20 protein-coding genes are annotated in these 20,390 nt (G+C 43.5%); 8 read left to right on the forward strand and 12 right to left on the reverse strand.

The features are described from left to right. The 5 genes from FVR03_RS17805 to FVR03_RS17820 form a co-directional block, all read left to right on the forward strand. Window positions 1-838: metal-dependent hydrolase (locus FVR03_RS17805; protein ID WP_147923124.1), on the forward strand; the 838-nt coding region annotated here is incomplete at its 5' end. Window positions 839-1,001: 163 nt separating this feature from the next. Further along, the gene (locus tag FVR03_RS17810) at window positions 1,002-1,412 is read left to right on the forward strand and encodes an SDR family NAD(P)-dependent oxidoreductase (RefSeq protein ID WP_147923125.1); all 411 of its coding nucleotides are present in this window, start codon (window positions 1,002-1,004) and stop codon (window positions 1,410-1,412) included. Between the two features lie 128 nt (window positions 1,413-1,540). Further along, entirely contained in the window at window positions 1,541-1,789 is a 249-nt protein-coding gene (locus tag FVR03_RS24510) for a hypothetical protein (protein ID WP_187270207.1), read from the forward strand. A gap of 81 nt (window positions 1,790-1,870) precedes the next feature. Then, the gene (gene gyrA / locus FVR03_RS17815) at window positions 1,871-4,456 is read left to right on the forward strand and encodes a DNA gyrase subunit A (protein ID WP_147923126.1); all 2,586 of its coding nucleotides are present in this window, start codon (window positions 1,871-1,873) and stop codon (window positions 4,454-4,456) included. A 71-nt stretch (window positions 4,457-4,527) separates the two neighbouring features. Continuing rightward, window positions 4,528-5,667 (forward strand): tetratricopeptide repeat protein, encoded by a 1,140-nt coding sequence (locus FVR03_RS17820; protein WP_147923127.1) that lies wholly within the window; start codon window positions 4,528-4,530, stop codon window positions 5,665-5,667. Window positions 5,668-6,127: 460 nt separating this feature from the next. Here FVR03_RS17820 and FVR03_RS17825 read toward each other — a convergent pair whose 3' ends face one another. From FVR03_RS17825 to FVR03_RS17835, 3 genes are all read right to left on the reverse strand, one after another. Further along, complete coding sequence (locus FVR03_RS17825) at window positions 6,128-7,045, reverse strand: AEC family transporter (RefSeq protein WP_147923128.1); 918 nt, start codon at window positions 7,043-7,045, stop codon at window positions 6,128-6,130. Next, the gene (locus FVR03_RS17830; RefSeq protein WP_147923129.1) at window positions 7,029-8,552 is read right to left on the reverse strand and encodes an FAD/NAD(P)-binding protein; all 1,524 of its coding nucleotides are present in this window, start codon (window positions 8,550-8,552) and stop codon (window positions 7,029-7,031) included. The genes FVR03_RS17825 and FVR03_RS17830 overlap by 17 nt, the downstream gene beginning before the upstream one ends. A gap of 306 nt (window positions 8,553-8,858) precedes the next feature. Further along, complete coding sequence (locus tag FVR03_RS17835; protein WP_147923130.1) at window positions 8,859-9,131, reverse strand: hypothetical protein; 273 nt, start codon at window positions 9,129-9,131, stop codon at window positions 8,859-8,861. 510 nt (window positions 9,132-9,641) lie between these two features. Here FVR03_RS17835 and FVR03_RS17840 point away from each other — a divergent pair. Beyond that, a complete protein-coding gene (locus FVR03_RS17840) occupies window positions 9,642-10,001 on the forward strand; it encodes an STAS domain-containing protein (RefSeq protein ID WP_147923131.1) in 360 nt (119 codons plus the stop codon). A 546-nt stretch (window positions 10,002-10,547) separates the two neighbouring features. Here FVR03_RS17840 and FVR03_RS17845 read toward each other — a convergent pair. The 5 genes from FVR03_RS17845 to FVR03_RS17865 all read right to left on the reverse strand — a co-directional run bounded on the left by FVR03_RS17845 (window position 10,548) and on the right by FVR03_RS17865 (window position 14,682). Then, a complete protein-coding gene (locus FVR03_RS17845) occupies window positions 10,548-11,690 on the reverse strand; it encodes a DEAD/DEAH box helicase (protein WP_147923132.1) in 1,143 nt (380 codons plus the stop codon). 142 nt (window positions 11,691-11,832) lie between these two features. Continuing rightward, entirely contained in the window at window positions 11,833-12,237 is a 405-nt protein-coding gene (locus FVR03_RS17850) for a phage holin family protein (protein ID WP_147923133.1), read from the reverse strand. Between the two features lie 261 nt (window positions 12,238-12,498). Then, entirely contained in the window at window positions 12,499-13,161 is a 663-nt protein-coding gene (gene msrA / locus FVR03_RS17855) for a peptide-methionine (S)-S-oxide reductase MsrA (RefSeq protein ID WP_147923134.1), read from the reverse strand. A 30-nt stretch (window positions 13,162-13,191) separates the two neighbouring features. Then, window positions 13,192-14,181, reverse strand: coding sequence for a cation diffusion facilitator family transporter (locus tag FVR03_RS17860; RefSeq protein WP_147923135.1), 990 nt, complete (start codon window positions 14,179-14,181; stop codon window positions 13,192-13,194). 198 nt (window positions 14,182-14,379) lie between these two features. Continuing rightward, window positions 14,380-14,682: a GIY-YIG nuclease family protein gene (locus FVR03_RS17865; protein ID WP_147923136.1), complete on the reverse strand. Its 303-nt coding sequence runs from the start codon at window positions 14,680-14,682 to the stop codon at window positions 14,380-14,382. A gap of 436 nt (window positions 14,683-15,118) precedes the next feature. On the opposite strand from FVR03_RS17865, the gene FVR03_RS17870 reads away from it, so the two are divergent. Beyond that, window positions 15,119-15,382, forward strand: coding sequence for a hypothetical protein (locus FVR03_RS17870; protein ID WP_147923137.1), 264 nt, complete (start codon window positions 15,119-15,121; stop codon window positions 15,380-15,382). Between the two features lie 17 nt (window positions 15,383-15,399). Here FVR03_RS17870 and FVR03_RS17875 read toward each other — a convergent pair whose 3' ends face one another. Next, on the reverse strand, window positions 15,400-15,609 hold the full coding sequence (locus FVR03_RS17875) for a hypothetical protein (protein ID WP_147923138.1): 210 nt from the start codon (window positions 15,607-15,609) through the stop codon (window positions 15,400-15,402). Between the two features lie 280 nt (window positions 15,610-15,889). On the opposite strand from FVR03_RS17875, the gene FVR03_RS17880 reads away from it, so the two are divergent. Next, a complete protein-coding gene (locus tag FVR03_RS17880) occupies window positions 15,890-16,639 on the forward strand; it encodes a pseudouridine synthase (protein WP_222707263.1) in 750 nt (249 codons plus the stop codon). Between the two features lie 177 nt (window positions 16,640-16,816). Here FVR03_RS17880 and FVR03_RS17885 read toward each other — a convergent pair whose 3' ends face one another. The 3 genes from FVR03_RS17885 to FVR03_RS25290 all read right to left on the reverse strand — a co-directional run bounded on the left by FVR03_RS17885 (window position 16,817) and on the right by FVR03_RS25290 (window position 20,352). Continuing rightward, on the reverse strand, window positions 16,817-17,722 hold the full coding sequence (locus FVR03_RS17885) for a DnaJ C-terminal domain-containing protein (RefSeq protein WP_147923140.1): 906 nt from the start codon (window positions 17,720-17,722) through the stop codon (window positions 16,817-16,819). A gap of 968 nt (window positions 17,723-18,690) precedes the next feature. After that, entirely contained in the window at window positions 18,691-19,170 is a 480-nt protein-coding gene (locus FVR03_RS17890; RefSeq protein ID WP_147923141.1) for a hypothetical protein, read from the reverse strand. Window positions 19,171-19,731: 561 nt separating this feature from the next. Beyond that, a complete protein-coding gene (locus FVR03_RS25290) occupies window positions 19,732-20,352 on the reverse strand; it encodes a YqaE/Pmp3 family membrane protein (RefSeq protein WP_255474283.1) in 621 nt (206 codons plus the stop codon). Window positions 20,353-20,390 lie beyond the last annotated feature (38 nt).

Raw genomic sequence — 20,390 nt, forward strand, 5'->3', positions numbered from 1 at the left:
GCACTCTTTTCTCTTTGCCATTGTCATGTCGCCGGTGCTGGGCTGGCTCTTGCACAGGCTCTACCGCCGCCAGCAGGCCACCTACCGCGACTGGACTCTGCTCTTTTTCCTGGGCTTTACCACCCACGCCATTCTCGATAGCTTCACTACCTGGGGTACCCAGTTATTCTGGCCGTTTAGTAACTATGGTGTTGCGTTTTACAACATCTTTGTGGTGGACCCATTCTATACCGTGCCCTTTCTGTTGCTGGTCGTGGTAGCGGCTTTTTACCACCGTTCCAACCCGGTACGGCAAAAGTTAAATTATGTAGCTCTGGCCATTAGCTCTGCTTATATTGTGTTTTCATTTGTCGCCAAGGCTTCAGCTAATAAGGTGTTCGAGCAGGCTATGGAAAGGCAGGGCATCAGCTACAGTTCCTACATCAGCAAACCAACGCCACTCAACACACTGCTCTGGACTGTAACAGCAGCTGGTGAAGATGGGTATTATACGGGCTTTTACTCGCTGCTGGATCCTGACAAAAACATACGTTTCGCGTTTGAGCCAAAACAGGAGCAACTGCTGCAGCCGTACCGTGGGCAACCGAAACTGGAGCGCCTGCTCGACATTACCAAAGGCTACTATACCGTAGAGAAAACAGCAGACGGCATAGCTCTAAACGACCTGCGGTTCGGACAATTTGATGGCTGGCGAAAAAGCGGTGGCGAATATGTTTTCAAATACAAAGTTTGGAGGGATGAGCAGGGAGACCTTCAGTTTGAGGAGCAGAACTACCGGCCCAAAGTAGATAAGCAATATCTGAACTCTTATTACAACAGAATACTGGGCCAAAAGTAAGCCCTTGACTAATAAATTAACTTAAAGCTTTGGAAGGCCATTTTCATTAGAATAATTGTTGGTTGTTGATTTGGAGATGGAAAGAATTATTTTAAATGAATAAGTGAGACGATGAGTGACTAAATTCTTACACTCATAACTTTTAACTCTTAACTTAATAATCATGAATCAGGATAGATGGTCGCTGCGCGGGAAGAAGGCAGTTGTAACTGGAGGGTCGAAAGGTATAGGGGCTGCTATTGTGAAGGAATTCCTGGATTTAGGAGCCGAGGTGTTGGCCGTTGCCAGAAAGGAAGAAGATCTGGCGGCCTTGCAACAGGCGCACCCGGAGCGGCTTCTGACACTTGCCACTGATGTTAGCCAGGAGCAAGGGCGGCAAGCGCTCCTTCAGTTGGTACAAGAGCAGTGGGGCAAACTGGATGTGCTGGTGAACAATGTGGGTACCAACATCCGGAAACCTGCCACCGATTACAGTACAGAAGAATATGATTTTATCCTGAACACGAACTACATTACAGGTCAGTGCCTCGCCGTTGATGGTGGCTTTACCACCAACGGTTTTCACCCGTTGTAAACAGCAGCGGGAGGCCTAAAACTATGAGGCTAAAAACTGGTTAAAGTGCACTTAAATGATTACTTTTGTACTGTTATGCAAGAAAGTGCCTGTTTAATTTCTGACACTTTAGATCAACCTTTACCTACATGATTTCACCCCGTTTACTTCTTTGCAGCTTCGCCATTCTTGTAGCTGTTTTCTCTGTTTCCTGTAAGCCTATGTGCCCCATGTCAGCATGCCAGGTGCGTATGGTTCATCCGCACGGTGAGCACCAGTTCAGAGGGCAGCCTTTTTATAAAAAGCAAAATCCTAAGATGGGAGAGAAGCTGCCGAAAATGAAAGGGGAGAAGAAAAACGCTGATAGCGCGAATAATAAAGCCAAGAATAAAAAGTAAGCTTATACGTAATATAGGCTTTTTTGCATAAATTGCCACAGTTAATTTATATCCATTTAATTATTATTTTAGACGTTGAGCATGATCGAAGGCGAACGAATAATACCGATAAACATTGAAGATGAGATGCGTGGAGCATACATCGATTATTCAATGTCTGTTATCATTTCAAGAGCCTTACCCGATGTTAGAGACGGACTGAAGCCTGTGCACCGCCGTGTGCTCTACGGCATGTCCGAACTGGGGGTATCTTATAACAAAGCCTATAAAAAATCGGCCAGAATAGTAGGAGAGGTATTAGGTAAATACCATCCGCATGGCGACTCCTCGGTTTACGAAACCATGGTGCGTATGGCCCAGGAATGGTCGTTGCGCTACCCGCTCGTAGATGGGCAGGGAAACTACGGCTCTATTGACGGTGACTCACCAGCCGCCATGCGTTACACCGAAGCCCGCCTGAAGCGGATTGCCGACGAACTCCTGAACGACCTGGACAAGAACACCGTTGATTTTGTACCTAACTTCGACGATTCCCTGAAAGAACCATCGGTGATGCCGGCCAAATTCCCGAACCTGCTGGTAAACGGTACTTCTGGTATTGCAGTGGGTATGGCTACCAACATGGCGCCCCATAACCTTACCGAGGTAGTGAACGGCATTATGGCCTTTATCGATAACCGCGATATTACCATTGCCGAACTCATGGAGTTTATAACAGCACCTGATTTTCCGACAGGTGGCATTATCTATGGCTACGATGGCGTAAAAGCAGCATTCGAGACTGGTCGTGGGCGTGTGCTGATGCGTGGTAAGGCTATTTTCGAGACAACCCCATCGGGCAAAGAGCAGATAATCGTGACGGAGATTCCGTACATGGTGAACAAGGCTTCGATGATTGAGAAAACAGCCGCCCTCATCAACGAGAAAAAGATTGAAGGAATTTCTGATCTGCGCGACGAATCGGACCGCGACGGATTACGTGTGGTGTATGACCTGAAGCGTGATGCCATTCCGAACGTGGTACTGAACAACCTGTACAAATACACGCAATTGCAGTCGTCGTTTGGCGTAAATAACGTGGCACTGGTTGGCGGCCGCCCTATGACGCTGAACCTGAAGGACCTGATTAAGTATTTCGTGGATCACCGGCATGAGGTAGTTATTCGCAGAACCCAATACGAGCTCGACGAGGCGAAGAAACGCGCTCACATTCTGGAAGGCTTACTTATTGCCCTTGATAACCTGGATGAGGTGATTTCCCTGATCCGATCTTCACGCGACCCCGAAATTGCCCGCAACGGCCTGATGGAGCGCTTTAACCTTTCGGAGCTACAGGCAAGAGCCATTCTGGACATGCGTCTGCAGCGCCTTACCGGCCTGGAGCGCGACAAAATTGTGCAGGAGTACGAAGAGATCATGAAACTGATCGACTACCTGACTGAGATTCTGAATAACGAAGATCTGCGTATGCAGATCATCAAAGATGAACTGACAGACATCAGGGATCGCTATGGTGATGCGCGCCGCACCACCATAGAAGCCTCAATGGGCGACCTCTCTTACGAGGATATGATTCCGGAAGAGAACATGGTGATCACTATTTCGCACCAAGGCTACATTAAGCGGACTTCTTTGAACGAGTATCGTAGTCAGAGCCGTGGAGGTATTGGATCCAGAGGAGTAGCTGCTTCTAAAGAAAGTGACTTTACAGAGCATCTTTTCATTGCCAGCACGCACCACCACATGCTGTTTTTTACAGAGTTCGGTAAAGTATTCTGGCTTAAAGTTTATGAAATTCCGGAAGGAGGGAAGACCACCAAAGGCCGCGCCATCCAGAACATCATCAACATTGAGAAAGAAGATAAGGTACGTGCCGTAATAAATGTGCATGACCTTAAAAACCAGGATTTTGTACTTAACCACAACCTGGTTTTCTGTACAGAACAAGGCACGATTAAAAAGACCATACTGGAGGCTTATTCTCGGCCAAGAACAAACGGTATAAATGCCATTACCATTAACGAAGGCGACAGGCTGCTCGATGTGCAGCTAACCACCGGCAACAGCGAAGTAGTAATAGCACTAGGGTCGGGGAGAGCGATTCGCTTTAACGAGAGCCAGGTGAGGTTAATGGGCCGAAACGCTGCCGGTGTGCGTGGCGTAACACTGGCCGGACCTGATGACAAGGTGGTTGGTATGGTTTGTGTAGAAGACATGCAGACCGAGCTGCTGGTAGTTTCGGAAAGTGGCTATGGTAAGCGCTCTAAGCTAGATGAATACCGCATTACGAACCGTGGTGGTAAAGGTGTTAAAACCCTAAACGTGACAGAGAAAACCGGTAAACTGGTAGCTATAAAAGGCGTTGTAGACGGAGATGACCTGATGATCATTAACCGCTCTGGCATTACCATACGCTTACGTGTAGCCGATATTCGTGTAATTGGACGCGCCACACAGGGCGTACGCTTAATTAAATTGAACGAAGGCGACAGAATTTCGTCGGTAGCCAAAATTGAGATGGAGAATGAAGAGGAAATTGTGCTGCTGGAATCGGAGCTTAAACCGGAAGATTCGCTGCAGCCGGAAAATATGATCGATCCGGTGAATGATCCGGAAGAGCAACCGGACAATGACTCGGATGAGCCGGAAATTACAGAAGAGCTTTAATTTCTTTTAACTGGAAATTTTATTTAGACAAGAAGCATTTCCTAAACCAAACACAAACTAATTTAACGAGTATGAAAAAGGTACTTTTGACAGTGTTGGCAGCCGCAAGTATGCAGGTTGCAACAGCTCAAAATTCAGCCATTAACAGTGCCGTGCTTAATCATAAAAGCGGACTTTTAGACAAAGCGCAGACGGAAATCGATAAGGCAATCGTTCATAAAAAAACCAGCGAAAGCCCGAAAGCCTGGTTCTATCGTGGTGTGATTTACCAGGACATGATCTCTAGCCCGATTTATAGCAAGCAGGTAACGGAAGAAACCCCAACGCTGGTACTGGAAGCATTTAACAAAGTAAAGCAACTCGAAGGCAACGGTGGCGAATACACAAAACAGCTACCAGAGCGCATGGACCTGTTGTATGGCCAGGTGCTGAACCAGGCAGTAGCTTTTCATAATGAGCAGCAGTGGGATGATGCCATTAAAAAGTACGACATGGCCTCTAAAATCAGCCCAACTGATACAACTTCTTTAATGTATGCGGCTTATGCTGCCACTGGCAAAGAAGACTACAAAACAGCCATTACTTATTATGACAAATTGCTGGGTATCGGGCATAAGACGGAAGCTGTTTACAAAGCTAAAATCCAGCTGATGCAAGCCTCTGAAGCTAGTGAAGCAGAAGTAATGAAAGCTTTGGAAGAAGGTCTGGCAGCAAATCCTAACAGCGTATTTTTAATGCAGGAAGAGCTGAAGTACTACCTGGCTGCTGGTAAAGGCGATGAAGCCACTCAGAAACTCGAGAAAGCCATTGCCGCTGACCCGAATAACGCAAGTCTGTATGCGGTGCTGGGCAATGTGCAGGAGCGTAAAAAAGACCTGGAAGGCGCCACTAAGAACTATAAAAAAGCTGTTGAGTTAGATCCTAATAACTTTGATGCTTATTACAACCTGGGCGTAATGGAGTATAACAAAGCAAGTGAGTTTGTAAACAAAGCTGCTAAATTAGACTATGCTGCATATCAGAAACAAGGTAAGCAACTCGAGGCACAAGCTAAGAAACACTTCGAGGCTGCTGCACCATACTTCGAAGCTGCTCACAAAGCACAACCAGACGACATTAACACCATGCAGAACTTGTTCCGTGTGTATACCCGTTTGAACCGTAAAGCTGACGCTGAGCGTTTGAGCAAAATGCTCGGTAACAACGAATAGTTAAATACAAAATTCAGTTATTAAAGAGTCTGCCTTAGAAATTAGGGCAGACTCTTTTTTTGCTGTTACCTGAAGCATATGCTAACCCTTGAGGCATTTATACCTAATAGTTGTTGGAAGGGCGTTTTTATTTGAATAATCTGAATTGTGCGGTAGCTCATTAAGATATATTGCGACTGACAGCTAAAGAGAACACCAGTAGCGAGGTTGAAAGGAGATAAGATATAGAAGGAAGACAGCTTATCGCACACACTATTTAACATAATATAAATTATAAGACTTATAATTTACGAATAAATCGAACCTAATAAGTGTCACTAATAATATACTTTATGTTAAATAGAACTTTGTCAGCTTAAGACTACTGATGTTGCTCAAATCAATATCAAACCGGACCGCTAAGATATAATCTGAAAACTTTCAAACTATATTCTTAGCGTTATGTAAGGCTGCGCTACAATCAGAAAAGTAAAATAGCGGCTACAGGTACTATTACTAACGATATGATAGATGAAGAAGCTACCAGTAAGGCAGCTGTTTCTTGCTCTGTATCCAGGAAAGATGAAAACACGACCAAGTTGGCAGCAATTGGAAAAATGGAAAATAACATCATTAGTTTCTGTTCGTCGCCCTCCAGTTGGCCTATCAGGGCTAGTTCAGCCAAAACGAGCAAACCCATGAGCACTATAGAACTAACAAAGCGAGAACTCATAATTAGGCCGTACTTTTTATAATCCAGTTGCTTTAGGTTTGCTTTGGACAAACCGATACCAATCATGATCATACCAAGCGCCGATAATGTCCAGCTCGCTCCTTTCATCACAGGTTCAATTCCGTCGGGTAGTTCAAAACCAGCTAAATTTGCTATTATGGCGGCTATAGATGCATACACAGCCGGAATTTTGAGCACATTCTTTACAGCTTCTGTGGCCGGTAAATCTTTGCTCCTGGAAACCAAATAATACCCCACCGTATCACCATAGAACACGTTACCCATGTAAGCGCTCATTACCAACGGCATTTGCTCTTCTCCAAACAAGGCCATTACCACCGGTATACCAAACCAACCGATGTTGTAGTATGAGAATGAACAATTTAGCTGATATTTATTGATATCTTTTACCCAGAACTTACGCACCAGCCAGGCCGGAACATTCATCAGAACCGCCAGCGCAAACACCATTACTGCTACCACCACCATTTGAGTTACATCAGCTTTCACCAGGTGTTCGAAAATAACAACCGGAATAAGCAGGTAAAGCAATAGCCAGGAAATCCATTTAGATTTTAGACCGAGCCAGCGACTGGCAGCGTAGCCGACTCCAATAAAGGCATAAAGCGGCAGTACACTAGAGAGTAATTTAGGCAGTACCTCCATGGCGAAGACGATGCAAAATGTGCTGTGTCATGCTTTCGATGCGTGCCACGTTAAACCAAACCGAATTCGTATCAAATAATTCGCCCACGAGCAATTGGCCAGCACCAAAAAGCAAGGCTTCCGGCTGCGCGGGCACATGTAGTTGCAAGGTGTTGGGGTCAGCGATCACCCCGCCGGCTTGGTGAGTGGCGATAAACTTCTTTTTCAACAAATTATCTAATAACTGAATATTCATTTTCTCCACTTTTTTGGCTGTGCCTGTAGCGTTCACCACATAAGGCGCTTTGTCTACAGATCCGTCTTCCAGGTGTAAACTGAACTGCTTCTCCCCTGCCTCCCACTCTACTTTACTTGAGTGCGCTTTTACGGTAAGCTGTCCTTTCTGAAGCAGTGAAATTAATTTTCTTGCATTTTGAACAGGAATGCTGTGCCGGTTTATGTCCCAATGCGGCCCGAACCATTTCAGGAATCTTGTTTTCTCGTCGGTGCTTAGGAGTTTCCAGACTTCGAAGGAGAGATAGCGGGTAGAGAACGACAGGTTCTGAAAAACACTTTTACCAGCCAATGCCAGCTCCAGATCGTGTTCAAGCAGCTCGAGATGTGGTTTGTCTATGCGGTTAAACTCTTTCCAGTCTTGCCCGCTACCCATAACACGCTCGGCATCGGCACGGAATAACCGAAACAAATCTTTTGCCCGCAGGTCGCGCTTCTCCTCTCTGATGAGCTTTCTGATATTCTCCAGGGTTAATGCTTTCCGCTCAAAAGATACATCAAACGGCGACTGAACACGTGGCAAAAGCCCATGCCTGGAGTAGAGTGTCATGGGGCCTGTATGTCCGTTGTCAGTTAGTGTAACTACCGTGTCGATGGCGGTGAGGCTTGTGCCGAGCATAGCCACCGTAGCATCTTTCGGTATGTTCTGAAGCAACCTGCGCGATGGCCATGGAAAATCGATGTACTGCGGCGACTGGAGCAGATGCGGAAAATTATTTGGTTTCGGTGTGCCTGTAGCCAGCACAGCCAAGGTAACTTTCAGCTCATCGCCAGATGCTAAAGTGAGTAAAATCTCACGCTCTGAAATTGCAGCATCAGTAACTTCTTCTTTCTGTAAAGAAACTTCTATGTTATGCTGTCGGGCAATCTGAAGGTACTCCTGCAGTTGCTCCTTTACATAATCGCCATACAGGAATCGCGGCACATAGGTGTTTTCATCTAAATCAAGATCAGGAAACTGCTCCTTTATAGTGGCACTATGTTGTTGTAACCACTCCACAAAATGCAGCGGCTCATCCGGAAATATACCCATAAGTCCGGCTGCCGTGTTCAGGATATGGCCTTTCTGATGTGAGCCATAGGCAAGCCCGGGACCAAACTCCCCGCTCTTCTCAAGTAAAACAATTTTTACTCGCCCCTCTAAAGGTTGCGTTCTCAGTTTAATAACCAGATTTAAAAATGTGGCTACGCCGGTGGCGCCACCCCCAATTATGGCAATAGTAGTTTGTTTCATAAAAGGATTAAGCTTCTGCTGCTACAGCAAATTCGTTTCTGCTATACCTAACCCAAAATGGTATATATTGTTTTGAAATCCTGTTCCAGATGCTCCTTCGTGCTGCGCTGTTAACTAACTCCAGATTAAGGTTGATTTTATTAGATAACTCCGCTGGCTTTATACCCTTGACTAAATTTTCTTTTAAAAGCTTCTGAAGGCCAATTTCATTACAATAATTAATAATGCAGAAAAGGTATGAATGCCTGAGGCACATAAAAAAAGAGGAAACCGAAGCTTCCTCTTTTTAAATAAGGAAAAGAAGGATTATTTATCGTTTTCGTAACCTTCTTCTTTCACAATTTTATTATACACACCTAGCAGCAGGAATGGCGCTGGCCACTGACCTACAAATAAGGCTTCTTCATCTTTTTTCATGATTTTAAGGGTAGCAGAAATAGCCATCGATCCGAGTGCTGCCCATAAGAATAAATCAGATGGTAATTTAGAGGTATACTTTTCGATAGCAGATGCTACTGGTCCTTCTTTACGATCAGGATTAAAATTGTCTGCTTTATTCTTCAAATCTTTTGCTTCCATAACTTTATTTTGTTTTTGGTTTTACATGTAGTTTTATGAAAAACGTAGCTCTCTCCCTGAATGTTTACAAAATTCTACATTTTAATTGATTTTATATTTTGGAGCCTAAGTATTAGCAAGACCAAAACATAGATGTAGTTATCTTTTAGTTGAATATTAAAATATATGGATTTTATGATTCTAAAACTTTCTTTGGAGAGATTTAAGTCTACAAGTGTAATTTTAACACTGCATGTACGATAAAAGCAGAAATAATTTTTAAAACAATTATTATTGTAAATTTTATATTTTAAAAGTCTGGTTAACTTAAAAATAAGTAATTAACCCATAAAATACAGTACAAAATCATTCCTATTATCCGATAATTTTTCTATATTTGGTTAATGGCTTTCTCCTATTCAGTTGATTAGTATTAGTTTACATTTAAATTTATTTTGTGTACACATCTAATATGAACTGCTTGTAAAGATTGACTCTTTCTTAGCGTTAAAATATTAACCTAAAGACATTATGAAAACATTTGATATTTCTTATACCGCCCTCGACGATGTGCTTTTTATTAGCATAGAAGGTGAGTTAGATGCAAGAACTTGCGTTAAGGCGCATTATGGTTTTCAGCGAATTGATATTTCTAAAACCAGAGCTATTGTAATAGATTGTAACGATCTTTCTTACGTTTCGTCGGCAGGTATAGGCGTTCTGCTTTCTATTTACCATGCCTGCCTCCAAAACGGAACACTACTGATATTGCACGGTCTGCAGCCAAAGGTTAGAAATGTTCTGGAGATTCTTGGCCTTGAAAAGGTCCTGCTACTTAAAGAAACTTTTGAAGAGGCTTTGGAAGTAGTGAAAGAAAAGATACCTGCCTGATGCTTCAATAAGTACTATTGTTAGTTAGTATTTATTGGTTTCAATTGCTGCCCCAACGGCCATACCTGTAAAGAGGTATACCTGCTGCTACATGGTTTGCTTCGTCAGGTCATTTTCGAGTAGCTTCCCTCCTTCCGTACTATTAAAGCTGAAAATTTTGTCCGCTTCTGTCACAGAGAAGCTATAAAAAAAGGGAACTCAAGTTTTGCCTAAACAAAACTGCAAGTTCCCTCTAATTGACCAGATCCGGCAGAATACCTTCAACACCCAATCGGGTATTCTACTTTAGAAAAGGTTTAAATCGAAATCAGCTTTAAAACAATCGTAAATAATATGACCTAAATCAAATAATTAAACAAACCCTTAACGAGAGTAGCAGTACCTGATTTCAATTAATTAAATATACGGCTATTACCTCTTTTAACTACAAATCAGTTTATAAACAGGTACTTACACCGGAAAAATACAGGTTAGTTACTAGCTTCTGATTTAATTTAGTAACATATACGCAGTACTTTACCACTGCTCGCCGGCAAGCTTAATCTGCTAAAAGCCATGCAGAGAAAGATCTGTTGTAGAAATAATCTCTACCGTTCTTCCCATTTTCTTTTGAATGATTTTGAAATGATGGGCATCTTCGGGAGCTACAAACGTAATAGCTGTACCAGGAGATGCTGCACGACCTGTGCGGCCTATCCGGTGCACGTAATCCTTCGGTGAGCGAGGCAGTTCGTAGTTTATAACGTAGGGCAAAAACTTAATGTCAATTCCTCTTGAAGCCAGGTCTGTGGCCACTAATACGCGTATTTTACCGGCTTTGAATTTGACAAGGGCATCGGTTCGTGCTCCCTGACTTTTGTCGCCATGCAAGGCAGCTGCCTGTATGCCGTGTTTTATAAGTTTGCCTACCACGTTGTCTGCTGTTCGGATAGACGATGCAAACACAAGCACCTGTTCTATTTCCTCCTGCTGCAACAAATAGCGTAACAGCGGACCTTTGCGTGCGGCCTCTATGCTGTATGCCTTTTGATTTATAAGTTCAGGAACCGAAGTCTCTTCTTCTATCCGGATGGTTACCGGGTTAGTCAGCACCTTGTTTACCATCTCCGTTACGTCGTCGCTCACGGTGGCTGAAAATAGCAGGTTCTGGCGCTGTTGTGGCAGCAGCTTGAAGATGTTATCTACTTCTTCCTTAAAGCCCAGGTTCAGCATCTTATCGGCTTCATCCAGCACCAGCAGTTCCACCTCCGACAGTTGCACCGCCTTGTGATCAACCAAATCGAGCAGTCTGCCGGGTGTGGCCACCAGTACATCGGTGCCGTTGAGTTTCATCATCTGGGGGTTTATAGATACGCCTCCGTATACTGCCAACGACCGTACAGGCCTGGGCAGTCGAGAACCGAATGCCCGCAGCACCTCTTCAATCTGAATGGCTAACTCACGTGTTGGCACAAGCACCAGCATTTTAACAGCACGACCTTTTGCAGTTCTTCGGGTTTGCAGCAACTCCAACATTGGTAAAACAAACCCGGCTGTTTTACCGGAGCCGGTCTGCGCCACGCCCAGCAGATCTTTGCCAGCCAGCACGGCTGGTATGGCCTGCTCCTGTATTGGCGATGGAACCTTGTATTGGTGGGCTTCTGTGGCCTGCACAAGAGCCGCTGATAAACCTAATGATGCGAAAGACATGCTACTGTTGTATGTGAACCGCAAAGATACATATTTTGCACCATGCAATAGCCGCTCCTGTTCCACTTAGGGTTAAATAAACCTACTACAAAAAAAGCCCATGACATTTTGTTGTCATGGGCTCTATTACCACCAGAAGATTTTAAGAGACTAACTGTTCTGTCTGGTCGGGCTGCTTCTTCAGGTAAGCTCTATCTGAGGTGCCATCCTGCCCCCTGAAATAGCCTACTGCCGCAATAGCCAACGAGGTAGCAAGCGCAATAAGAAGTGCCGGCAAAAAACCATCTACTTTAAAGTTGCGCACCAGTTTATCGACCAGCTTAATCATAAGCGCTGTTACAATTAAACTAACAATGGCATCGAGCAAAAAGAAGGTGACCAAGTTTAGAATTCCTCCTAAAATCCAGCCGATGGTGGCATTAAAGAGACCAATGAGAAAGGCAACCCAAAGTGCAGTGGTAAAGCTTTTAACATGCACACTTGGTAAAATATAAGCCAGCAACACAATTACGCCGGCGCTTACAAGTAAGTTCACAATAAAATCCATAGTTCAGTAGTTAGGTTTAACATCGCCACTTGCTTACGTAGCTGCTTTGAAATGGATATTTATTTGGAACGTAACTATATAAAAGAGGCTAAACTGTAGTAACTAAAGCGACTAAAATCCTGCCTGACCCTTGACATACTTTTGCTTAAAACCCTTTTGGAGGGCTAATCTATTAGAATAATTTGGAAAGGGAGAAGCACCTTCGTTGTAAAGCAAAATTACTTAACTGAAGTTTTCTACAAACCTTAGTAGCTCTGTGTACTACTGCTTTAACTTATCTTTAAAAGTGGTTTCCAGCTTTTTCATCTTCGGCTGCATTACGTTTTTAATGTAAGGGTTATTCGGGTTGCGCTTGTAAAAATCCTGATGGTACTCTTCAGCCACCCAAAAGGTAGTAAATGGTTCTACAGCCGTAACAATTTTTTTTGTGTATGTGCCTTTCAGGTTCAGCTGGTTAATATACTTCTCGGTGAGTTGCTTCTGCTCCTGGTTGTGGTAAAAAACAGCCGAACGGTACTGCTCCCCCACATCCGGTCCCTGGCGGTTTAGCGTGGTGGGGTCGTGGGTGGCGAAAAACACCTCCAGCAGTTCCTGAAAAGAGAGTATCTTCGGATCGTAGTATATCTGTACAGCCTCAGCATAACCGCTGTTCCCTCTGCTTACTTCTTCGTAGGTCGGGTTAGGCTTTTTACCGCCTGTATAACCCGACTCCACATGTTTTATGCCTTTCAAGCTCTCAAAATAACCCTCGGTGCACCAGAAACAGCCGCCGGCGAAGGTGGCGATTGTTAAGCCCGCAGTGTCTTGTGGCTGTTGCTGGTCCGCTGTCAGCATGTGGTTTGCGTTTGAGTCGGTTCTGGCCTCGGAGCAGCTTAATAGCACTAGCAGGAAAAGGCACAGCATCGGTATTGTTTTTAATTTCATGTAACTAAGGAATACTACTGCATAACAAGTTTACTGCAGCCCATGTTTTTTATCGGCTATTACTTTTTCAAATTCCCATTCCATCCGCTGCTTAAAGTCAGCTTTACGGGCGCTGCAGGCATGGTTCTCGCACACCGTGCACGACAATTCCACACACGGGTCGGTATGTATAAATAACTCAATAGTGGGATCAATGTTTTCACGGACCAGCTTAGAGAGTGCATCTACTTCATCGTGTGCCTGCAACACGGTCAGGTACCAGGGCACAGTCAGGTGGCAATCTATGTGCAGTTGGGCTCCATACTTTATAACGCGCAGGTTATGAATATCGATCCAGTTATCGCGCCTGTTGCTGTTGAGGACCTCTACAATGCGTTTTAGGAGATCGTAGTCCGCCTCATCCATTATACCGGCTACAGATGAGCGGGTAATTTTAAGGCCAGTGTAGCAGATAAAGCCACCAAACAAAAGGGCCACCACACTATCGAGCCACTCCTGCCCGGTCAGGAAAATAAGCACCAGCCCCACCAGGATACCGGCTGTAGAGTAGGCATCAGTTTTTAAATGCTTTCCTCCGGCAACCAGCACCATCGAGTTATTTTCTTTTCCTTTTCGTTCGGCTATAAAACCCGTGGCAAAATTTATAACCCCGGAAAGCGATATCAGCAGAATACCAAAGTCTAGTTGCTGCAGGGCCACCGGGCTGAAAATATTGAAAACAGATTTAACGATGATAAAACCACCGGCCACCATAATTAAGGTGCCTTCTATGGAGGAAGCAATAAACTCGATTTTACCGTGGCCATACGGGTGATTTTCGTCTTTGGGTCGGGCAGAAATAACAAGACTATACAGCGAGAACAAGCCGGCCACCACGTTAATGATCGACTCCAGGGCATCGGTTAAAATGGCGTTGGAGTTAGTGAGGAAGAAGGCAATAAATTTCGTGATCAGCAACAGCACCCCTACCGTCACGACCAGCATCTGAAACCTGATACTCTCGCTAAGCCCTTTAAACATAATAATAAGCTGAAATAGAAACTATTACAAACAAAATAGTACCCTAAGCTTTATAATGCGGGACAATAATGAAGTTTATAATAGCCGGAAACAGGGCAAAGGTACTGATTCAGATCAGGAAGAAAACAAAATAAAATGTGGTGCTACAGTAAGTGCATGCTGTTGACCAATAGTTGTTTTATGCTCAAGCTTTTAAAGTTAATCCAGGGTATCGCTTAAATCGAGCCAGTTCGGGTTCATCGAATCGATGAGATGGTAGGTAATATCTTTAGGTGTTTCTTTTAGCTGCCGCTCGCGCTCAACGGCAATTGCCTCCAGGTTGTAGTGCTCGTAGTACACCAGGTTCAGCGAGCCGTTCTCGTGGTTTTGAAGAGGCACAGAGGCTCCTGCATTAGGTTGTTGCTCCTTTTGCAAAATCTCGTCTGCGACGCCAATCTGCACTTGTGAGCGTTGTTGATCTCCGTATATATATACAAAAAAATTAGAGTCCTTGGAATTCATAAGTAGTTATATTTCATTCTAAAACGTTGCATCTCAGGCAATATTGCGGAGGCACAGCCTGCCTCTGCTGCCGAATTGCTTATTAGACGAATAAAGTCCTTTTAAGTTGATCTTGTGCGGTATTGTTTTTTATCTAATTTAGCTTATGATAGTTTCAAGATTTTTTGCTTTAAACAACAAACATGAGAAATGCTTTAGTTTCTGCAAAGATAATACTAAACCGTTTAAGTTAGAAGTCAGTTTATAATCGGTGTGCAGCAGGCCAGTTAATGTAGTTGTGTTAGCAGCAGTAACTTCACATGCAGGAGCGCGTATGGCAAAGCAAATGCCTCGCTTTTTGTTTTAAAGCAATTATGTAAATGAAAAGGCCCTCCGGAAGGTTTTTTAGGTCAGGAGAGTCAAGGGTATAACAACTGCTTACCTGAACCTAACTACTATGGCACTTAATCCTAAACTTGTTACGAAACTGGAAAAGATTTACGCTCCAAATACAAGCATACACGACACCTACAATGGGAAAGACCTGACATTTGTGACAAACGAATTTGGGGAGCCGGTAACCTTGTTTATAGGTAAGCGGCGTGCGGAAGGTGCTATTGCAGGTGAACGTTACACACGGAAGATTGTGAGAAAAACAGGAAGCCAGGAGATCCTGAAAAGCCATTGGGATTTAAAAGGAAAAGTATCCGGAACTCTATAATTCGGTAGCTGCTGCTGTTAAAGCGACCCGAACTCCCAGAGGTCAAAATCTTTTCCTTTTCCGTATTGCACCAGGTCGCTGAGCAGGTACTTGTCTAGTGTATGCAGGTCTTTTACCTGGTATTCTCCCTCCTCCGGCATTGCCACCACCTGAAAATCAAACACCTCGCCATAATTTTTTAAACTGTATTTCTTGCCTATCCGCAGGTTATCGAAAGAAAGTGCCATGCTATAAAATTCAAATTAATGCTGTTTGAGGTGAATATACGAAGCATTTGAGAATTTTGGCTGCTTCTGTTTCATCATAATTGGGCTCCTGCCCTTGCCCCACTGCTAAAATCAAGGCTATCTTTGCAGCTTAGAGCTTGGCTTAATTAAGAATCAGAAATTCAGTATTGAACATGCTAAAAATGTGCTGTAATGGTCCTTTATAAAGCATTTTCGTACATGTTTCAGGAGAATTTAGGTTGGAACAGCAGCTTTACTTATACACCTTTACCGCTTTATTTTGGAATTAGAGCTTATTTATGAGGATGCGCACTTTGTAGCCATTAACAAACCGAATGGGCTGTTGGTGCACCGCACGCGCATTGCTGAAGAAAAAAAGGAATTTGCCCTCCAGCTGCTCCGCGACCAGCTAGGTTACAGGCTGTACCCGCTGCACCGCCTCGACAGAGGCACATCGGGGGTACTACTTTTCGCAAAATCGCCAGAGAGCGCGGCACCGCTGGTAAAGGCGTTTGAGGAGCAACAGACCGACAAAACCTATTACGCCATAGTAAGAGGCTATGCGCCTGAAGGAGCTACCATAGACAACCCGATACGTCCAGATAAAGATCATAAAAACAAAGCGCCACAAGACGCTGTTACCCATTACACCCGTTTAGCAACAGTTGAGTTACCAATACCAGTGGGCCGCTATGCTACCTCCCGGTTTAGCCTGGTAAAGGTAAAGCCGGAAACTGGCCGAATGCACCAGATCAGGAAACATTTCGCTCATATACGGCACTATATAATCGGAGACAAAAGGCATGGCGACTGGCGGCAGAACCTCATGTTTCTGGAGCAGCTGCAAAGCCCGTGTTTATTGCTTCATGCTGCCGAACTGGCTTTTAAGCATCCTGACACAGGAGCAACTGTCACTATAAAAGCGCAAATGCCCGCCAACATGATTCGCCTTTGCCAGCAGTTCGGATGGACTCAGGTACTGGAGCAACAGGACCATCTGCCACAGCCAATTCCCCTTTTACCGCTATAATAGGACCTGCATCGGGCGTATCAGATCTTTAATACCTGAATATTTCCCGATCAACAGAAAGTTAGCAGATAAGCGACGCTACAGAACAGATGTACCCTTGGCTAAATTTTGGCGCTAAGGCTTTGGAAGGGGTATTCTATTTAAATAATTAGAGTGTGTTAGATGGCTCCCGCAGTATCAGACGCTCGCAGACCGGGCCATGACCATTGTCCTCAATTTTTCAAGTTGTTGCTTCTCATCTGGTGTTAAATTAACAGGAAGCGATACCTCAATAGCCACATACAAGTCGCCGAACTCGCCTGTTTTTCCATACACCGGCATGCCTTTGCCACGTAAGCGCAACGATTTTCCGTTTTGTGTACCAGCCGGAATTTTAACTTTTATCTGACCTTGCAGGGTGTTTACATGTACATCACCGCCCAGTATAGCCGTAAATATATCCAGCTTCAGGGTAGTGTATAAGTCGTTTTCCTTTCGTTCAAAGCCAGGGTGCGGCTCAATTTTTACCCTCAGAAACAGATCGCCGGGTGTACCGCCTCCCGGTGCAGCTCCACCTTTGCCTTTTATCTTCAATACCTGACCATCTGCCACGCCTGGTTTGGTTGTAATGCGTAGCTGCTGGTTATCTAAGGTTATCAGGCGCGAAGTACCGGAAAAGGCTTCCTGTAAGGTAATGAGCATTTCACCTTCAAAGTTCTGACCTTTTTGTGCTCTTGAGCGCCCGAAACCACCATTGCCGCCACCAAAAAATTGTTCGAAAAAGTCAGAAAAGCCTCCGCCGAAAACATCGGAAGGGTCGCCACCAAAGCCGCCTCCTGGCTGACCGCCATAATACTGACCGCCTCCCCCTTGCTCATACTGCTTCCAGTTGGCTCCCAGCTGGTCGTATTTTTTCCGCTTCGATTCGTCGCCCAGCACCTCGTAAGCTTCAGATATCTCTTTAAACCTGGCCTCAGCCTCTTTATTATCTTTGTTCTTATCTGGGTGATATTGCTTGGCCAGTGCCCGATATTGTTTTTTTATCTCAGCCTGCGATGCAGTTTTAGCTACACCTAAAATCTTATAATAATCCCGATAATCCATAATGAAAGTAGCAATAGATTTAGCTGCCAATAAATAATAGCCACAACTGCTGCAGCCGCACCAATTTGGCCTTAATTTACTCCTGATACGTTTCCTGAATAGGAAAGTAATTCTGTTTGCGAATATTTATAAAAGGCAATAAACCTAGTAACCTTAGCCGGTAAAATAGGTAGCAGTGAATTTTGAAGGAGTAACTGCTGTTACGCACTAAGGATATTCAATTAAATATTATACACCCAACCCAACAAATTAATTTGCTGGTGGTATAGCTGAGGCTCGTAGTGCAAATCCCAGTTCTTGGGTTGAGCGCCTTTGCAGGTTTCCGGTGCCGCGGGAGCGGCAGCCCGCTAGCGGGCAGGAAAGATGCAGCAGCGCGATGCCCGAGAACGAGGCCCCGCTTATATAGGGCCCCTTCCCCAGCCGTGAGCGCTAAGACTTTTACAATGCAACAGTAAAGCCTAAGGGCGCCGTATGAAGCTGTTACCAAATGTATTAGGACTAACTTACAGGAGACTTCCTGATAAATGTGTGTAACATCAGGGAGTAAATTAAACGGACTAATAATCTTATCGCTTAGCCCTGATTATGTCAATGAAATGAGCCTCCAGAAGTATTTTTAAGAGAAAAGCGCCAAGGGTAAAAGTATTAGGTAAAGAAGTAAAACGGCTAATTACTTAATCACTTAGTAAATGTACTGTAAAAAAAGGCCTATACATTTAATAGAAGCAGTTTCAAGATAAGTCTGAAGGAATCTGAATTTACTGTAACAGCTTCAGTAGATCAGTAAATTACTGTTACTGCTTTAGCTCAGGAACCAGGCGCGCCTTAAGCAACAGATAGCTAATTAATTATATTAAAGGATTTCCTGATCTTGTTTAAAAAATTGGAATAGGGAAATAGATAAACTGAAAAGGTAGCTACAGCACATGCCAGCTTCCTTTTCAGTTATTGCATCTAATTTAAGCTGCTCAGGCAGCGTAGCTTACTATATTAGATGGCTCAAATATTACGTTTACAACGACAGATTTTACTGTGTTATTTACTTCTACATCTCTTACAAAAACAAACAGCTTGTTTGGTGTTACTTCGTAATGGCCATTGGCATCATCTAGTTCATCGTTTACAAATTCGTAAATGTTGTACACGTAAATAAACTCTTTTGTATTGTCATTCATACCATCAATAACTACAACTCTGTCAAGCTCCAGACAATCCCCGTAGATGAGATCAACTTTAGCATTATTCCGATATTTGTTATTGGCACGGTATGGCACCTTGATAAAGCAGTTATCGTCGCTTCTTTTTTTAATGTTTAAAACGCTCTGCTGAATGTTAAAATCAATAATTTCAGATTTCGAAGGCTCCCTATCATATGAATTCTTATAAAAATCCATAATTATTGCTACTTCACTTTCATATTTGCTCAGGTTCCAGTATGTATATTTCATATCAATAAGTTCTTTTTCAGTTAATTATCAATTAAACTACTTTAGTTCGTCATACGAACATTACGATAAAATGATATTTTAATTTAAATTAAATTTTAAAATAGAATTAAACTAAACAAATAGAAATCAATTTTCCAATACTTGAAAATAAATTTTTACTAATGATCAATTGTTAGTTATACAGTAAATATCATGCCAATTAGGTCCATTTAAGTAATTTACTAATTCCAATTTTTAGAAAAATTTCTTCTACCCTCCTTTTCTATAATTTATTTGAAAAAAGTAATTTTTCAGAGGGCTGGATGTATGTGGTAACATATTGACTATGTGTGTCATAGCATTAAAAAAAAGACACTATTAAAACGGCGATCAAATATGTAGTATGAAAGTATCAGCTAGATATCTGCAGTGGTTTTCATCTCTATGTTGAAAGAATCTTGAATTCAACAATCAATGTTTTCCAAAATCTGGAGCATTTACTCTCAAAATGAAACAGCCTGATAGAAACAAAAAAAGCGCCAGCAGAACGCTGGCGCTTTTTAAATAAATATAAGATGTGCTCTAGATGGTATCAGTTACTACCAGTAAGGCGTGTATAACACCAGGAACGAAGAACAATAAGGTTAACAGGATGTTAATCCAGAAGGATGAACCAATGCCATCGTGCAGGAATACTGCAAGAGGTGGTAAGAAAATAGCGATAATTACTTTTACTACTGTAGAAACACTACTGTTGCTCTGGCGCATGGTTTCGCGGAACTCTTTTTTCAAGGCTTTTTTCTCTGCTTTCGTCATAGAAGCAATACGCTCTTTCGCCATAGCCATGGCTTCAGCCTCTGTCATGGTAGCTTCAGCAGCAACTTCAGGTGTTGCAGCTACTTTGGCTACAGGTGCCACTTTTTTAGGAGCTACAAGCGGCGCAACATCAGCTGCGTTTGCCTCCAGCACAGGTGCTGCTGTTGCCAAGGCCTCTGCCTCTGCTCTCTGATCTGCAGCAGCAAGCGCTACTTCCGATAAAGATACCATACCCTCATTGGCAGGAGCTGCTTTTTGTTTCGGCTGATTTAAATAAGGCGCTTGCTTGTGGGCCGAAAACTCATAATACTTAGCAGAGTTACACGCAAAAAGTAACTGACCAACAACCATAACGATTACGAGATGGAGTACACTTTTAATTCTCATAGTTTTAATTTTAAGTGGTGAAAAAAAATAGATTTAAC

This window comes from Pontibacter qinzhouensis (assembly GCF_008017455.1).
GTDB lineage: Bacteria > Bacteroidota > Bacteroidia > Cytophagales > Hymenobacteraceae > Pontibacter > Pontibacter qinzhouensis.

Bases quoted from the DNA above. Each gene is read 5' to 3' on its own strand.
- FVR03_RS24510 (WP_187270207.1), top strand. From the start codon at position 1,541: ATGATTTCACCCCGTTTACTTCTTTGCAGCTTCGCCATTCTTGTAGCT.
- msrA (WP_147923134.1), bottom strand. From the start codon at position 13,161: ATGAAATTAAAAACAATACCGATGCTGTGCCTTTTCCTGCTAGTGCTA.
- FVR03_RS17870 (WP_147923137.1), top strand. From the start codon at position 15,119: ATGGCACTTAATCCTAAACTTGTTACGAAACTGGAAAAGATTTACGCT.
- FVR03_RS17890 (WP_147923141.1), bottom strand. From the start codon at position 19,170: ATGAAATATACATACTGGAACCTGAGCAAATATGAAAGTGAAGTAGCA.
- FVR03_RS17840 (WP_147923131.1), top strand. From the start codon at position 9,642: ATGAAAACATTTGATATTTCTTATACCGCCCTCGACGATGTGCTTTTT.
- FVR03_RS17820 (WP_147923127.1), top strand. From the start codon at position 4,528: ATGAAAAAGGTACTTTTGACAGTGTTGGCAGCCGCAAGTATGCAGGTT.
- FVR03_RS17865 (WP_147923136.1), bottom strand. From the start codon at position 14,682: ATGAATTCCAAGGACTCTAATTTTTTTGTATATATATACGGAGATCAA.
- FVR03_RS17850 (WP_147923133.1), bottom strand. From the start codon at position 12,237: ATGGATTTTATTGTGAACTTACTTGTAAGCGCCGGCGTAATTGTGTTG.
- gyrA (WP_147923126.1), top strand. From the start codon at position 1,871: ATGATCGAAGGCGAACGAATAATACCGATAAACATTGAAGATGAGATG.
- FVR03_RS25290 (WP_255474283.1), bottom strand. From the start codon at position 20,352: ATGAGAATTAAAAGTGTACTCCATCTCGTAATCGTTATGGTTGTTGGT.
- FVR03_RS17835 (WP_147923130.1), bottom strand. From the start codon at position 9,131: ATGGAAGCAAAAGATTTGAAGAATAAAGCAGACAATTTTAATCCTGAT.
- FVR03_RS17845 (WP_147923132.1), bottom strand. From the start codon at position 11,690: ATGTCTTTCGCATCATTAGGTTTATCAGCGGCTCTTGTGCAGGCCACA.
- FVR03_RS17810 (WP_147923125.1), top strand. From the start codon at position 1,002: ATGAATCAGGATAGATGGTCGCTGCGCGGGAAGAAGGCAGTTGTAACT.
- FVR03_RS17825 (WP_147923128.1), bottom strand. From the start codon at position 7,045: ATGGAGGTACTGCCTAAATTACTCTCTAGTGTACTGCCGCTTTATGCC.
- FVR03_RS17860 (WP_147923135.1), bottom strand. From the start codon at position 14,181: ATGTTTAAAGGGCTTAGCGAGAGTATCAGGTTTCAGATGCTGGTCGTG.
- FVR03_RS17885 (WP_147923140.1), bottom strand. From the start codon at position 17,722: ATGGATTATCGGGATTATTATAAGATTTTAGGTGTAGCTAAAACTGCA.
- FVR03_RS17875 (WP_147923138.1), bottom strand. From the start codon at position 15,609: ATGGCACTTTCTTTCGATAACCTGCGGATAGGCAAGAAATACAGTTTA.
- FVR03_RS17830 (WP_147923129.1), bottom strand. From the start codon at position 8,552: ATGAAACAAACTACTATTGCCATAATTGGGGGTGGCGCCACCGGCGTA.